Origin of the sequence: Streptosporangium sp. NPDC001559, from assembly GCF_042893955.1 — a bacterium.
In the GTDB taxonomy this organism is placed as follows: domain Bacteria; phylum Actinomycetota; class Actinomycetes; order Streptosporangiales; family Streptosporangiaceae; genus Streptosporangium.
Genome location: NZ_JBIAVG010000002.1, coordinates 299058 through 313443 on the forward strand (window position 1 = coordinate 299058; position 14386 = coordinate 313443).

The window sequence follows — 14386 nt, forward strand, 5'->3', positions numbered from 1 at the left end:
CCGCTCCTTCCGGGAGAGGGGTTCAGATCAGGGCGTGGGCCAGGCTGGGGATCCCGGCCAGCACCCGGCGACGGTAGAACCACCAGTTCGTGGCCAGGAACACGCCGTAGGCGGCCAGGAACAGGTAGAGCGCGACGTCCACGGAGCCGGTCCGTGAGAGGGAGACGGCGAAACCGCGCGGGATGAGGAAGCCGCCGAAGGCGCCGACCGCGGAGGCGATGCCGATGGCGGCCGCGGCCTCCCGCTTGGCGCGCAGCCGGGCCTGCTCGCGTTCCACGCCGTCGGCGACGTCACGTTCCGCCTGGGCGGTGAAGATCGCCGGGATCATGCGGTAGGTGGAGCCGTTGCCCGTCCCCGAGGCGACGAAGAGCACCATGAACGCGCCGAGGAAGAGCGGGAAGCTGCGCGTGCCGAGTCCGGCGAGGGCACCGGCGGCGCCGGCGGCCATGGCGGTGAAGGACCACGCGGTGACCCTGGCCCCGCCGTGACGGTCGGCCAGCCAGCCGCCGAGGGGGCGGGCCAGTGAGCCGACCAGGGCGCCGAGGAAGGCGGAGTAGGTGGCCGCGGCCTCGGGGAAGGTCGCCTTGACCAGCAGTGGGAACGCCGCCGAGTAGCCGATGAAGGAGCCGAAGGTGCCGATGTAGAGGAAGGACATGACCCATGTGTGTCCACGGCGGAAGGCACTGCTCTGCGAGGCGAAGTCGGCCCTCACCACGGCCAGGTTGTCCATGAACAGGTAGGCGCACAGGGCCGCCGCCAGGATCGGCACCACCCACACCGCACCGGCGTTGGCCAGGCCGAAGGCCGCGACGAGCGGGACCGTCAGCTGCACCACGGCCACCCCGAGGTTGCCGCCCGCCGCGTTCACGCCCAGCGCGAAGCCCTTACTCCGTTCCGGGTAGAAGTAGGAGACGTTGGCCATGGAGGAGGCGAAGTTCCCGCCGCCGAGCCCGGCCGTGGCCGCGGCCACGAGGAACATCCAGTACGGCGTGCGCGGGTCGGAGACCATCCAGGTCAGCAGCCCGGCGGGGACGAGCAGCAGTAGCGCGCTGGCCACGTTCCAGTTGCGCCCGCCGAAGGCCGAGACCGCGAAGGTGTACGGCAGTCGCAGTGCGGAGCCCACCAGGTTGGGCACCGCGACCAGCCAGAAGAGCTGGTCGACGTCGAAGGGGAAGCCCGCGGCGGGCAGCAGGACGACGACGGCGCTCCACAGCAGCCACACCGTGAAGCCGAGGTGCTCGACGACGATGGAGAACAGGAGGTTCCTGGTGGCGATGCGGCGTCCGGTCGCCGCCCAGAAGCCGGGGTCCTCCGGTTCCCAGTGGTCGATCCAGCGTCCGGTTCTGCGGGTCTTGGGGCGTCTGTCGTTCATGTCGGGGTTCCTGTTGTCTCGTGTGGATCGGCGAGGCGTCGTACTTTTGGCAGGCAGTCACCGCACCCCGTGCCCGCCCTGGTCGCGCGGACCAGCGCGGTCACGCCGCCGCCTGTGGCGCGGGCCGCGCGGGTCAGGTCGTCCTTGGTCACCGAGTTGCACCGGCAGATCACCGTGGAGCCGGGCAGGCGGGCGGGGTCGTCATCGACGGCCGGTGGCGGCGTTCGTCCGAGCAGCAGGGCGAGCCGGTCGGCGGGTGCGGGCCGCCCGGTGTCGTACAGCTGGGTCAGCGTCGCCCCGACGCCGGGCAGCCCGAGCACGATCGCCCCGGTCACCCGGTCGCCGTCGAGCGTCAGCTTGGCGTAGGTCCCTCTGGCGGGGTCGGCGTAGCCGAGCACCTCGGCCTCCCGGCTGTCCAGCCCGAGGTGCGAGGTGCCGAAGACGGTGAGGTCGACGTTCCCGGCGCGTAGCCGGGTGACCGGAGGGCTCGCGCGGTAGCGTGCCGTGGGGCCGGCGCCGGTGAGCAGGTCGGCCAGCACCGCCGCCTGATCCCAGGCGGGCCGCAGCAGGCCGGACGGCGCGTCACCGGTCCGGGCGCAGTCGCCGACGGCGTGGACGTACGGGTCGGCGGTGCGCAGCCGGTCGTCGACCGGAACGCCCTCCGCCGAGCCCAGCCCGGCGGCGACGGCCAGGTCCGTCTCGGGGCGCACCCCGGTGGTCACCACCGTCAGCGCGGCGGGGACGAACGCGCCGTCCTCCAGCTTGACGCCCTCGTCCGGGTAGTGCCTGACCGCGGCCAGGCCGGTCACGACCCGTACTCCCGCCGCGTGGCACAGCCGGGCCAGGATCATCCCGGCTGTCGGGTCCAGGTGGCGTTCCATCAGGTGGGGCGCGGGATGGATCAGCGTGACCCCGGCGCCGCGCCTGCCCAGCGCGAGCGCGGTCTCCACGCCGAGCACCCCGCCGCCGAGCACGGCGACGGAGACTCCGGGGCCGGTCCCGGCCGCGATTCGCGCGCAGTCGTCCAGGCCGCGCAGGGTGGCCACGCCCCGCGCGGGCTCACCTCGCTCGCCGGTCAGCCCGCCGACCGGCGGCAGCCACGGCCTGCTGCCGGTCGCCAGCACCAGGGCGTCGTAGCCGATCGGACGGCCGTCCGCGAGGTGGACCACGCGCGCCGCCCGGTCCAGCCGTACGGCGACGGCCCCGAGCAGCAGCCGGACCCGGTTGTCCCGTGCCCACTTCCGTCCGTGCAGGGCGATGCCGTCGGCGGTCATCGTGCCGTCCAGCACGCCGGGCAGCAGCACCCGGTTGTAGGCGGGATGGGACTCGGCACCCACGACGGTCAGCTCGACCAGCTCGCCCCGTGGGTCGCGTTCCCTGACCAGCTCGGCCAGGCGCGCTCCGGCCATGCCGTAACCGATGACCACCACCCTGCGGGGACTCACGACCCCTCCTCGTGGGCGGGGGTCTCACGGGCGGAGGATTCACGGGCGGGGGCGAGCCGTACCGCGCACGCCTTGAACTCCGGCATCCCGCTGACCGGGTCGAGCGCCGGGTTGCTGATCAGGTTGGCCCGGCCCGCGCCGGGGAAGTGGAACGGCACGAACACCGTGTCCGGCCTGATCCCCGGCGTGCAGCGCACCTCGGCCTCGACCGCGCCCCGCCGTGAGACGACACGGGCCAGGTCGCCGTCGGCCAGCCCGGCCCGCCGGGCCGTGTCGGGATGCACCTCCACATACGGCGCGGGCGCCGCCCTGACCAGTTCGGCGACCCGGCGGGTCTGCGCGCCGGACTGGTAGTGCGCGAGCGTCCGGCCGGTCGTGGCGACCAGCGGGTAGACGGCGTCGGGGGACTCGGCGGGTTCCCGGTGCTCGACGGGCGTGAAGCGCGCCCGGTGGTCGGGGTGGGCGAAGCCGTCCAGGAACAGGCGGGGCGTTCCCGGATGGCCGGGTTTCGGGCAGGGCCAGTGCGGCGTCTCGCCGGCTCGCAGCCGCCGGTGGCTGAGCCCCGAGTAGTCCGCCGCGCCGCCGCGGGAGGCCAGGGCGAGTTCCGCGAACACCTCCTCGGGATCGTCGGGGAAGCGCTCGGCGGGCTGCCCGAGCCGTACGGCGAGCTCCCGCAGGACGGTCAGGTCTCCGCGGACCCCCTCGGGGGGAGGTACGGCCCTGCGCCGCAGCAGTACCCGCCCCTCCAGGTTCGTCATCGTGCCCTCCTCCTCGGCCCACTGGGTGACCGGCAGCACCACGTCGGCCAGCAGCGCGGTCTCCGACGGGACGACGTCGGCGACGACCAGCAGGTCGAGGGCGGCGAGCCTGCGTGTCACGTGCGCGGCGTGGGGCGCCGAGACCACGGGGTTGCTGCCGAACAGCAGCAGAGCCCTCGGCCCGGTCGAGGTGCCCAGCGCGTCCAGCAGCTCGTAGGCGGAGCGGCCGGGACCGGGAAGCTCCTCGGGGGCGACGCCCCACACGGAGGCCACGTGCCGCCGCGCCGCCTCGTCGTCGAGGCGCCGGTAACCCGGCAGCTGGTCGGCCTTCTGCCCGTGCTCACGGCCACCCTGCCCGTTGCCCTGCCCGGTCAGGCAGCCGTAGCCGGAGCCCGTACGGCCCGGCAGCCCGAGGGCGAGTGCCAGGTTGATCCAGCCGGAGACGGCGTCCACGCCGTTGGAGTGCTGTTCGGTTCCCCTGCCGGTCAGAACGTAGGCGTTACGAGCTCCGGCGAGCAGTTCGACGGCGGCCCGCTGGTCGGCGCCCGCGACCCCGGTGACCCGTTCGGCCTCCTCGGGACGCCAGCGCGCGGCGACGCGCCACGCCTCGGCGAACCCGCCGGTCCGCGCGCCGACGTAGTCGTGCCGCAGGTGCCCCCCGGTGACCGCCGCGTGCAGCATGCCGAGCGCCAGCGCCAGGTCCGTGCCCGGCCTGGGCGCCAGGTGTAGCGAGGCCAGTTCGGCCGTCGCGGTGCGCCGGGGGTCGACCACGACGAGACCGCCATGGTCCCTGGCCCGGCGCAGATGCCGGAGGAACGGCGGCATCGTCTCGGCGACGTTGGCCCCGACCAGCATGACCGCCTCCGCCTCCCGCAGGTCGGCGACCGGGAACGGCAGCCCCCGGTCGAGGCCGAAGGCCCGGATGCCCGCCGCCGCGGCCGACGACATGCAGAACCGGCCGTTGTAGTCGATCTGCGAGGTGCGCAGGGCGACCCTGGCGAACTTGCCGAGCAGGTAGGCCTTCTCGTTGGTGAGGCCGCCACCGCCGAAGACGGCGACCGCGTCCGGCCCGTGCCGTTCACGCAGTTCCCGCAGCCGTCCGGCGATCAGGTCGAGGGCCTCCGGCCAGGTCGCGGGCCGGAGCGGCTCGTCCCTGCGGAGGCGGACGAGCGGGTGGGTGAGCCGGTCGGGGGTGTCGAGCAGCGCCGCCGCCGTCCACCCCTTCTGGCACAGGGCACCCTCGTTCACCGGGAAGTCCCTGGGGCCGACCCGCGCGCCCGCCGGCGGGCGAGGGGTCAGGGCCATCCCGCACTGCAACGCGCAGTAGGGGCAGTGCGTCCCGGTGCTCGCGCTCATCACGACACTCCACCGGGCCTGCCGGAGACCGTCACGCTCTGGCCGCGGAACTCCGCGACGATCTCGCCGCAGGGGCGCCGCACGGTCACGTCGTAGACGCCCTGCCTGCCGTACCTGGCGCGTTCGACGGCCTCGGCGAGCAGTTCCTCACCGGCCTCGGCCGGGCGCAGGAACGTGATCTGCGCGCTCTGCGCCAGCGTGACCGGGCCGCGGGCGTTGCCCGCGTAGGCGAAGGCGGCGTCGGCCAGCAGGAACAGGTAGCCGCCGTGGGCCAGGCCGTGGCCGTTCAGCATGTCCTCGGAGATCCGCATCCGCAGCCGGGCCCTTCCCACGGCGACCTCCTCGACGGTGACGCCCAGGGAGCGGCACACGGCGTCTCCGGTACGGCCCTCGCCGTCGTCCCCACCGTTGGCCCCGCCGTTCACCGGGCCTCCCCGTCGGAGCCGGAGACCCAGGTCCCGGCCAGTTTCCGTACGGCGGAGCCGTCCGGGTCGGCGAGTTTGTGCGACAGGTAGGCGGTGACCCAGTCGCTGGTGGGGATGCGGAACGGCGGCGCCTCGGCGGTCAGCGCACGCACCACGACCTCGGCCACCTCCCAGCGGGACTGGCCCGCCCCCTCCCACCCCTGGCCGGTCACCCAGGCCAGATAGTCGGAGAAGGTCTCCGCGTACGGTCCCGAGGCGGCGCGGACGGTCTCCCTGTTGACGCCGGGGAAGATCCCGAACCGGGTGCCGGGCACGAAGCCGGGCACGACCACGCCGACGTGGACCCCGTGCCGGGCGGCGACCGGGGCCAGGCTCTCCATGAAGCCCTCGACGGCCGCCTTGGCCGCCGCGTAGGCCTCGTTGAAGGGCTGTCCGACGACGCCGTGCACGCTGCCGACGGTCAGCAGGCGGCCCCGGCTGGCGCGCAGCAGCGGCATCGCGACCCGGCTGACGGCGACGACGCCGAAGAAGTTCACCTCCAGGTTGGCCCGCAGCGCATCCAGGGTGGACATCTCCATGGTGGGGTCGAAGTTGGAGATCCCGGCGTTGTTGACCAGCGCGTCGAGGCGCCCGTGGGCCAGCCGTACCTCCCGCAGGCAGGTGTCGACGGAGCCGGCGTCGGTGACGTCGAGGCGCCGCACGTCCAGGGTGACCCCGGCCTGGTCCGCCGCCTCGCGCAGCTCGTCCGCCCGGCCGGGGTCGCGCATCGTGGCGACCACGGTGAACCCGGCCCGCGCCGCGGTCACCGCGGTCGCAAGGCCGATGCCCGAGGAGGTTCCCGTGACCAGCAGGACTCCGCGCCGGGGCGTCACGACGCGCTCCCGGACAGCTGAGGCTCCTCCTGCTGTTCGGCGGCGGCCCGGTCGAGCAGCGCCTGGACGCCGGAGGCGGGCACGAAGGAGAGCGCGGCCAGCAGCGTGCCGCCGACCATGACGGCCTTGGCCGCGTTGAGCACGCCCAGGTCGCCGGTGAGCAGGGTGACCGCCAGGCCGCCCACGAGCGCGGCCAGCGGGATGACCCCCCACGTCGCGGTGCGGAAGGCCGCGTGTGTGACGCCCTGGTTGTCGGCCGTCATCCGTGACTGACGGATCGGGGCGCTGCAGACGTTGATGCACGACATGAAGAAGCCGTAGCAGCCGAACGTCACCCCGATGACGGGTGCGGCGGGCAGCGCGGGTGTGGCGAGGATGCCCAGGCCGACCAGGCAGTGCAGCAGGAGCGCCCAGGCCAGCGTACGGCCGAGGCCGAGCCGGGCGCCGATCCTGGGGGCGACGAGCGCGCCGAGGACCGCGCCCACCGCCGCGGCCGACATCGCCGCCCCGAACACGCCGACCGGGACGCCGAGGCCCTGGTAGGCCAGTACCGGCAGCACCGTGACGAAGATGGGGCCGCCCGAGTTCAGCGTCACCGCGGCGATCACCACCCGGCGCAGCACCGGGTCGGTCCAGTTGAGCCGGAATCCCAGGACCAGCCGTGACCGGATGGAGCCGTGCTGGACGGTTCCGGTCCCCCAGGGCCGCATGGCGCGGAAGCAGGCGGCCGAGACCAGGTAGCTGGCGGCGTCGACGAGCAGCGCGGCCACCCCGAGCGCGTGGTAGAGGCCGGCGGCGATCGACGGGCCCGCGACCTCGGAGACGGTCCTGCTGCCCTCAAGCCGGGAGTAGGCCCTGACCAGCTTGTCCTCGGGGACGGTGGTGGGCACCGCGACGAGGTAGCCGACGTTGAAGAAGATCGTCGCCCCGCTGACCAGCGCCACGCAGACGAACAGCACCGGGGTGGACAGCACTCCGAGCCAGTAGGTGATGGGCATGGCCGCCACGGCGGCCAGCCGTACGATGTCGCAGGCCAGCAGGGTCAGGCGCCGGTCCCAGCGGTCGACGAGCACGCCCGCGACCGGCCCGAGCAGGGGGATGCCGAGGTACTGCGCCATGGCGACCACGCCGACCTCGAACGGCGAGGCGTGCAACGCGAAGATCATCAGGGTGGGCACGACGAACACCGTGATGCGGTCACCGACAAGGCTGATCGTCTGGCCGCCCCAGAACAGGTTGAACTCCCGGCCGAGGGAGGTCTTCGACCTCACGGCTCCTCCCGCACCACGAAGGAGGCGGTCTTGCCGGTGCGTTCGTTGCCGACCAGCGTGTCGGCGACCGTGACCCGGAAGGACCCCGGGTCGTGCTGGAAGGCGGTGCTGATGGTGAAGGTCGAGGACATGAGGTCCTCGCGCAGCCGTACGGCCAGGCCTTCGGGCGCGTTCGGGGCGGTGAGCAGCAGCACCTCGACGGAGGCGACGCGGCCCCGCCGCTCGTTGACCAGGACCTGCGCCCGCAGGACGCCGGGCTCCCGTTCCGCCCGCGCGACGACGTCGTCCACGTGGAGCCCGAGTCCGCGCACCTGGACCACCGAGTCGCGGCGGCCCAGGATGCGCAGCGCCCGGTCGGGCCTGCCGCACTCGCACGTCGTGAACCGTCCGGCGTCGCCGGTCCGGTAGCGCAGCACCGGGTTGAGCATGTCCGGGTCGAGGGTGGTGAAGTCCAGCAGTTCGTCCTGGTCCACGTGGACGAGCTGTTCGGGCAGCAGGTGGAAGACGTCCGCCGGGCAGTCGGGGGTGTTGGTGCCCGCGACCCAGGTCTCGGTGCTGCCGAACATGCCCCAGCGGCGCGCGTCCGGAGCGACCTCGGCGAGGTCCTCGTCGAGCTGCGGGTGCCAGGCCTCGCCGAGCCAGAGCACCTTGCGCAGCGCGGGCAGGCGGATTCCGGCCTGCCTGGCGTGCGCGAACCACAGCCGCAGCACACTCGGGGTGCCGCCGAACGCGGTCACGCCCCTGGCGGCGAAGAACGACAGCCAGTCGCCGTACTCCGGCGCGGAGACCGAGCCGAGCGCGATGACCTCGCAGCCGGACAGGTCGGCGAAGGCGGCGGCCAGGAAGTGGGCGCCCCACATCCGGCCCGCGCCCCAGCCGTTGACGAAGACGTCGTCACGCCCGAGCGGTCGCCACTGCTCGTGGACGCCGCGCATGTAGAACCCGGTCGGGGCGTGGCCGACCTTGGGCTCTCCGGTGCTGCCGCCGCTCTGGAAGAGCCAGGTCGCGCCGTGCTCCGCCCGGGGCCTCAGGTGCGCCAGGGCCACGTTGAGGTCGTCCTTGACCAGCGGGGGCAGCGCGGCGAGGTCGTCGAGGGTGAGCACCTTGCCGTGGCCGGCGTAGCGCGGCGCCAGCGCGGGCACGTCCCTGAGCCGTTCCAGGGAGCGCCGCGCGACGTCGAGGCGGGGCTCGGCGGCCTCCGGCGGCAGGGAGAACGATTCGGTCATGTCGTCACCGGCTTTCGTGGGTCGTCGAGGAGTCCCGCGTCATCCAGCGGGCGTGGGCGTCCCGGTAGGCCGTCCAGCGCGCCCGGGTGACGTCCCGCTGCACCGCCCGGCCCGGGTCGCCGAAGTCGGGGGCGATCACCCCGTCGGGTTCGAGCTCGGAGAACCAGAACCGCTCACCGTCGTGGAGGAAGTCGACGCAGAAGAACGGGATGGGCAGTTTGCGGTGGAAGTAGGCCGTCGCCTCCGCCAGTTCGGGCGGGACGGGCGCGAACTCCATCGCGCCGCCCCGGCTGGCGTTGGCGACCGGCGACCCGGCCTCCGGGGTCCGCTTCAGCACCGCGTACGGCCTGCCGTCCACGACGTAGACCCGGTAGTCGACGGTGCCGTCGCCGAGGTAGGGCTGGAGCACGAGGGTGGTGTCGCCGCCCTGCGCCAGGCTGGCCAGGCCCCTGACGTCCTCGGGGCCGCGGGCCAGGTTGACCCCGCCGCCGCCGCACCACCCGGCGGGCTTGACGATGGCCGGGTAGGTGAGGCCGTCCAGCGCCACCTCGTACAGGTGTTTGCCCACGTCCCGTCCGCTGCCGACGCGGATCGTGGGGATCGGCGGGATGGGGGAGTCGTGCAGGTGCAGGACGGTGGCCAGCTTGTCGTTGGCGATCGGGGACAGCCACGGCGGGAACGGCAGGTAGAAGCCGGCCTGTTCGAGCACGGCGTACAGGCCGTACTGGTTGAACACGTCCATGTCCTGGTAGGGCAGCGAGTACAGCGCGGTGATGAAGAGCGTGTCCTGCGGGGTGACGAGCTCGTCGTCCACGTAGACACGCGGCTTGCCGGGTTCGAGGCCGTCCACGGTCACCGCCTCGGGGGAGTGCCTGGTCCAGGTCAGGCCGAGCTCCTCGGCCACCTCGGCGTACATGTCCCAGAAGTAGTGGCGCCACATGGCGCCGGTCCTGGACGACTCCCGGTCGGGGAAGATCCAGCACATACGGCGCAGCGTGCTCTCGGGGGGCGGGGTCATCGTCGTCCCTCTCCTCGGGTCCACCAGAGGCGGCCCGGCTCGGGCAAGGTGTCGATCGGGTCGTAGAAGGGGAAGCGGTCCCCCGGGCCGGAGGGTTCGTCCCGGCCGGGGCCGACCCCGTGGTTGCCGGTCCAGTGGGAGACGCCGCGTTCCCGGTCGTACTCGGCGGCCTGGTGCACCCAGCGTTTGCCGACGTACGGCACGTCGCACACGATCCGCGGCGTCGCGTAGCCGGGCAGGTAGCCCATGAGGGACTCCTGGAGCCGCTGCGCCTGGTGCAGCGGCGTCCGCCAGTGCTCGGCGTTGGGGATCATGTCGCAGAGGTAGAAGTAGTACGGCAGGATGCCCGCCTCGCCCTGCAGGGCGAAGCACAGGTCGAGCAGGTCGGCCTGGGTGGCGTTCACCCCGCGCAGCAGCACGCCCTGGTTGCGCACGTCCCGCACGCCCGCGTCGAGGAGGGCGCGGGCCGCCTCGGCCACCAGCGGCGTCACCGAGCGCACGTGGTTGGCGTGGGTGTGCACGGCCAGGTTCACCCCGCGGGCGCGGGCGACGGCGGACACCCGGCCGACTCCCTCGACCACGTCCGGCCGCAGCCAGTGCTGTGGCAGGCCGACCAGTGCCTTGGTCGCCAGCCGGATGTCCCGTACGGACTCCAGTTCGAGCAGCCGCAGCAGGAACGCCTCAAGCCGGGGCCAGGGCACGTTGGCCACGTCACCGCCGGAGACCACCACGTCCCGCACACCGGGGGTGCGCTTGAGGTAGTCCAGCATCAGCTCCTGCCGGTCGACCGGCCTGAGGGAGAGGCTGGCCTTGACGACCTGCGGGGTCGAGGTGCCGACCAGGTCCATCCGGGTGCAGTGCCCGCAGTACTGCGGGCAGGTGGACAGCAACTCGGCCAGCACCTTGGTCGGGTAGCGGTGGGTCAGGCCCTCCACGGCCCACATCTCCGCCTCGTGCAGCGAGTCGCGCCGCGCGAGCGGGTGGCTCGGCCACTCGGGGTGGCGGTCGGAGCAGACCGGCAGCATGTAGCGGCGGACCGGGTCGGCCAGGAACGCCTCGGTGAAGGAGGCGGGGCCGGCCACGGCGTCCGGAGCCATCACGTTGAGCAGCTGCGGTGTGAGCAGCGTCGACATGGTCGCGAACCGTTGCGCGTCGGCGGCCAGGTCGGCGTAGAAGGACTCCTGGAGCAGGTCGCCGACGACCGCGCGCAGCTGCGCGGCGTTCTTCACGCAGTGGGCGCGCTGCCACTGGGCGTCGCGCCACAGGTCGTCGCCGACGCCGCGCCAGCCGGGCAGCCGCCGCCAGTCGGGTTCCACGAGGGGCCGCCGCGTGTAGACGTACGGCCCGGGGGAGGCCTCGCCGTTCATGCGGAGGATCACCCGGCCAGCAGCGTCGCGTGCCGGGTGCGCAGTTCGCGCTTGAGCACCTTGCCGGTCGGGCCGAGCGGTACGTCCGCCTCGTCCCGTGCGACGACCACCGCGGCGAGCGTGGCCAGGCCCGCCTCCGCGAGGGCCTTGTTGGCGCGTTCCCGCACCTCGTCGGCGGTGACGTTCCCGGCCTCGGCCTGGGGGACGACCACGGCGATCGGGCGCTGCCCCTCGCCTGGCCGTCCCGGCACGCCGATGACCGAGCAGTCCTGGACGAGGTCGGCGCAGTCGGCGATGAGGATCTCCTCGACCGGCAGGCTGTAGACGGGGCCGTCCACGGTGTCGATGACGTCCATGGTCCGGTCGAGGTGGTAGAAGTTGCCCTCGCCGTCCCTGCGGGCCACGTCCCCGGTCAGCCAGTAGCCGTTGAGCTCGAAGCTTCCGGTCAGCTTCGGGTCGTTCCAGTAGCCGGGGGTCCTGGAGGGGGTGATGACCGCCAGCAGGCCGACGGTGCCGTCGGGCACCTCCTCGCCGTCCTCGTCCAGCACCGCCGCGCGGGTCACGGCCTCCTGCGCCTTGCCGACGCAGCGGTCGTTCCTCGGGGTCTCCGGCGTGGTGACCTGGCCGAACAGCGCCATCCCCATCTCCGAGGAGCCGAGGCCGTCGACGAACTGGGAACCGGGCAGCGGCCCGTCGGAGGCGGCCCCGCCGGGCAGCAGCCACGGCTTGATCAGGCCCGCGGGCCGTTCGCCGAGCCGTACCAGGCGCCTGATGTGCCCGTGGTGCGCGCTGTCGCCGGTGTTGAACCAGGAGTGCACCTTGGCGGCGCCCTTGACCGGCAGGTCGCCGGTGGCCAGTTCGACGAAGGTCCTGGGGAAGGAGGCCAGCATGGTCGGCTGGAAGGCCTCCATGACCGGTTCGACGGCCACGCGCCGCCAGTCCGACATGACGACGGTCGGCAGCCCGAGCAGCACCGCGGTGAGGAAGTAGCTCAGCCCGCCCGCGTGGGTGTGCGGCATGAGCGACATCAGCCTGTCGTACGGCTCGGCGGGGAAACGCACCATCCTCGGCTGTTTGCCGTCCCAGAACTGCAGGTGACCCAGGATCGTCGACTTGGGGACGCCGGTGGTGCCGGAGGAGTGGATCAGCCCGACGACGTCGTCCGGGGCGTGCCGGTAGGGCTCGCCGTCCGACGTGTCAAGGCTCGCGTCGTGGGCTCGCACCTCGGAGGACGGCGCGACGAACCGGGGCCGCTCCCGCGGGTTGTTCCGGTAGGAGGCCTGCAGCCGGGTCGTGTCGTCGGCGACGACGCCGACGGCCCCCACACGACTGAGGTAGCCGGCCATGATGTCGGGCCGCATGGCGTCGTTGACCATCGCCGGGACGGCGCCGAGGGAGGTGAGCGCCAGGAAGTGGATGAGGGGTTCGAGCCCCTCGCCGACCACGACGCCGACCGGCTCGCCGGGCCGTACGCCGTTGGCCCGGTACCACCCGGCGTAGCGGTCCCGCAGCGCCGCCAGGTCGGTCAGGCTGTGACCGCGCAGCACGACCCGGCCGAGGTGGTCGTCGTGGTGGCTGTAGACGAAGGGGACGTCCCGGTTGGGGTTGGCGGCCAGGGCGTGGTCCAGGAAGTTGCCCGCGCCGAGTCCCGGCTCGGTCATCAGCCTCCGCCGGACCTCCAGGGGGGTGATCGAGGTGGTCTCAGACATGCTCGTCTCTCCTCTCGTAAGTCGTGATCACTTCCGCGGCGACGCGGTGACCCGACCGGATGGCGCCCTCCATCAGGCCGAAGAACTCCGTGCTCGTCTCGGTGCCGGCCCAGTGCACCCGTCCGTGCGGGGTGACCAGGTGCGGGCCGAGCCGTGTCCAGTCCCCGGGGCCGAACAGGGCCGCGTAGCACCCCCGGCTGTAGTCCTCGTTGACCCAGTCGGTCACGTGGAAGCCGGTCGGCTCCGGCAGCCCGGGGAACAGCCGCGCGGCCTGCTCGAACGTCCGCGCACGCTGCTCACCGGGGGACAGCCGGGCGAAGTCGTGCGCCTCCCTGCCGGTCACGAACCCGGTCAGCACGCCGATCGCGCCGTCGGGCGGCGAGTCGTCGACCGTGGACAGCAGCGGCCCGCGCGCGTTGACCGACCAGCCGGACAGGCCCCGTTCGCGCCAGGCCGGGCTTGGATAGACCAGGTGCACCTTGACCGCGCAGCCGGGCGCCGTACGCCCGCCGGAGCGGGGGACCGGCAGCGCGGGGTGGTGGTCGACGGCGTCGGCGAGCGACGGCGGCACCGCGACCACCACGGCGCGGGCCCGCAGCGAACCGGCCGCGGTCGTCACGGTCACGCCCTCGTCGTCCTGGTGGACGGCGCGCACCGGCTCGCCGAGCCGTACCCGGTCGCCGAGCCGTCCGGCCAGCAGTTCGCACAGCCGGTGCGCGCCACCGGCGACGCGGTCCTCCTGCGCGCCGCCGGCGAAGGCGTTGAGATAGCGGACCCCGCCGCCCGAGCACAGGTAGAACCCCATGTGCAGGACCGAGACGTCCCGAGGGTCGGCGGCCATCATCTCCCCGAGGAACAGCGGGAAGAACAGCCGCGCGTCGGGGTGGCGCAGGTGCTCACGCGCCCACTCGTCCGCGGTCGTCGCGTCCAGCCGTACGGCGTCCGCCGACAGCCAGGGCGCGTCGGCGCGCACCGCGCGGGTCAGCTCGTCCAGCGCGTCGAACAGCTCGCCGAGCGCGACCGCCGACAACGGAGGGAACCGTCCGGGTCTGGTACGGCCGTCGCCGTCGTCGCCGAGCGCGAAGCGGCTGTCGCCGGTCATGGCGGTCGGCGTGGTCCGAAGGCCCACCTCCGCCATCAGGGCGGTCAGCGCGGTGTGCCGTTCACCCAGGTAGGCGGCGCCCGCGTCGACCCAGCTGCCGGGGGCGGCCTCGACGCCGTGGACACGGCCGCCGACCCGTTCGCGCGCCTCGACCACGGTGACCTCGACGCCCCGCGCGGCCAGGTCGGTCGCGGCGGTGAGCCCGGCCAGGCCCGCCCCGACCACGACGACGCTCACGCCATGCTCGCGATCTTCTTGGCCAGGGCGTCCGGCGTCGGGGCGGTCATGAAGTCGTCGAAGTCCAGCTCGACCCCCCAGGACCGGGCGACCGCGCTCAGCACACGGGTGGCGAGTAGTGAGTCTCCGCCCATGACGAAAAAGTCAGAATCGGCCCTTACATCATCATTTTCCAGCACGCGCCGGAATATGTCGGAGACGGCGTCTACGTTCATGGAATGCATTGCT

The 14386-nt window shown here is 73.3% G+C and carries 12 protein-coding genes; all 12 read right to left on the reverse strand.

Translation table 11 applies throughout. From position 1 onward, the window contains the following. Positions 1-22 precede the first annotated feature (22 nt). The 12 genes from ACFYY8_RS05430 to ACFYY8_RS05485 are packed head-to-tail and all read right to left on the reverse strand — an operon-like array spanning position 23 to position 14382. On the reverse strand, positions 23-1372 hold the full coding sequence (locus ACFYY8_RS05430) for an MFS transporter (protein WP_390037398.1): 1350 nt from the start codon (positions 1370-1372) through the stop codon (positions 23-25). After that, complete coding sequence (locus ACFYY8_RS05435; protein WP_390037400.1) at positions 1369-2817, reverse strand: FAD-dependent oxidoreductase; 1449 nt, start codon at positions 2815-2817, stop codon at positions 1369-1371. The genes ACFYY8_RS05430 and ACFYY8_RS05435 overlap by 4 nt, the downstream gene beginning before the upstream one ends. Continuing rightward, entirely contained in the window at positions 2814-4931 is a 2118-nt protein-coding gene (locus tag ACFYY8_RS05440) for a molybdopterin oxidoreductase family protein (RefSeq protein ID WP_390037402.1), read from the reverse strand. The genes ACFYY8_RS05435 and ACFYY8_RS05440 overlap by 4 nt, the downstream gene beginning before the upstream one ends. After that, on the reverse strand, positions 4931-5356 hold the full coding sequence (gene paaI, locus ACFYY8_RS05445; protein WP_390037404.1) for a hydroxyphenylacetyl-CoA thioesterase PaaI: 426 nt from the start codon (positions 5354-5356) through the stop codon (positions 4931-4933). Before paaI ends, ACFYY8_RS05440 begins: the two co-directional genes overlap by 1 nt. Further along, positions 5353-6228 carry an SDR family NAD(P)-dependent oxidoreductase gene (locus tag ACFYY8_RS05450; RefSeq protein ID WP_390037406.1) on the reverse strand — a complete coding sequence of 292 codons (876 nt, stop codon included), beginning with the start codon at positions 6226-6228 and terminating at the stop codon, positions 5353-5355. Before ACFYY8_RS05450 ends, paaI begins: the two co-directional genes overlap by 4 nt. Then, positions 6225-7499 carry an MFS transporter gene (locus tag ACFYY8_RS05455; RefSeq protein ID WP_390037408.1) on the reverse strand — a complete coding sequence of 425 codons (1275 nt, stop codon included), beginning with the start codon at positions 7497-7499 and terminating at the stop codon, positions 6225-6227. The genes ACFYY8_RS05450 and ACFYY8_RS05455 overlap by 4 nt, the downstream gene beginning before the upstream one ends. After that, entirely contained in the window at positions 7496-8725 is a 1230-nt protein-coding gene (locus ACFYY8_RS05460; protein ID WP_390037410.1) for an AMP-binding protein, read from the reverse strand. The genes ACFYY8_RS05455 and ACFYY8_RS05460 overlap by 4 nt, the downstream gene beginning before the upstream one ends. A 4-nt stretch (positions 8726-8729) precedes the next feature. Next, entirely contained in the window at positions 8730-9743 is a 1014-nt protein-coding gene (locus tag ACFYY8_RS05465) for a RimK family alpha-L-glutamate ligase (protein WP_390037412.1), read from the reverse strand. Then, the gene (locus tag ACFYY8_RS05470; RefSeq protein WP_390037414.1) at positions 9740-11110 is read right to left on the reverse strand and encodes a KamA family radical SAM protein; all 1371 of its coding nucleotides are present in this window, start codon (positions 11108-11110) and stop codon (positions 9740-9742) included. The genes ACFYY8_RS05465 and ACFYY8_RS05470 overlap by 4 nt, the downstream gene beginning before the upstream one ends. An 8-nt stretch (positions 11111-11118) precedes the next feature. Next, positions 11119-12819, reverse strand: a complete 1701-nt coding sequence (locus ACFYY8_RS05475) for a class I adenylate-forming enzyme family protein (RefSeq protein WP_390037416.1) — start codon at positions 12817-12819, stop codon at positions 11119-11121. Beyond that, positions 12812-14158, reverse strand: coding sequence for a flavin monoamine oxidase family protein (locus ACFYY8_RS05480; RefSeq protein WP_390037418.1), 1347 nt, complete (start codon positions 14156-14158; stop codon positions 12812-12814). The genes ACFYY8_RS05475 and ACFYY8_RS05480 overlap by 8 nt, the downstream gene beginning before the upstream one ends. Beyond that, positions 14155-14382 (reverse strand): phosphopantetheine-binding protein, encoded by a 228-nt coding sequence (locus ACFYY8_RS05485; protein ID WP_390037420.1) that lies wholly within the window; start codon positions 14380-14382, stop codon positions 14155-14157. The genes ACFYY8_RS05480 and ACFYY8_RS05485 overlap by 4 nt, the downstream gene beginning before the upstream one ends. Between the last annotated feature and the right edge of the window lie 4 nt (positions 14383-14386).

Bases quoted from the DNA above. Each gene is read 5' to 3' on its own strand.
- ACFYY8_RS05430 (WP_390037398.1), bottom strand. From the start codon at position 1,372: ATGAACGACAGACGCCCCAAGACCCGCAGAACCGGACGCTGGATCGAC.
- ACFYY8_RS05460 (WP_390037410.1), bottom strand. From the start codon at position 8,725: ATGACCGAATCGTTCTCCCTGCCGCCGGAGGCCGCCGAGCCCCGCCTC.
- ACFYY8_RS05475 (WP_390037416.1), bottom strand. From the start codon at position 12,819: ATGTCTGAGACCACCTCGATCACCCCCCTGGAGGTCCGGCGGAGGCTG.
- ACFYY8_RS05485 (WP_390037420.1), bottom strand. From the start codon at position 14,382: ATGCATTCCATGAACGTAGACGCCGTCTCCGACATATTCCGGCGCGTG.
- ACFYY8_RS05440 (WP_390037402.1), bottom strand. From the start codon at position 4,931: ATGAGCGCGAGCACCGGGACGCACTGCCCCTACTGCGCGTTGCAGTGC.
- ACFYY8_RS05465 (WP_390037412.1), bottom strand. From the start codon at position 9,743: ATGACCCCGCCCCCCGAGAGCACGCTGCGCCGTATGTGCTGGATCTTC.
- ACFYY8_RS05470 (WP_390037414.1), bottom strand. From the start codon at position 11,110: ATGAACGGCGAGGCCTCCCCCGGGCCGTACGTCTACACGCGGCGGCCC.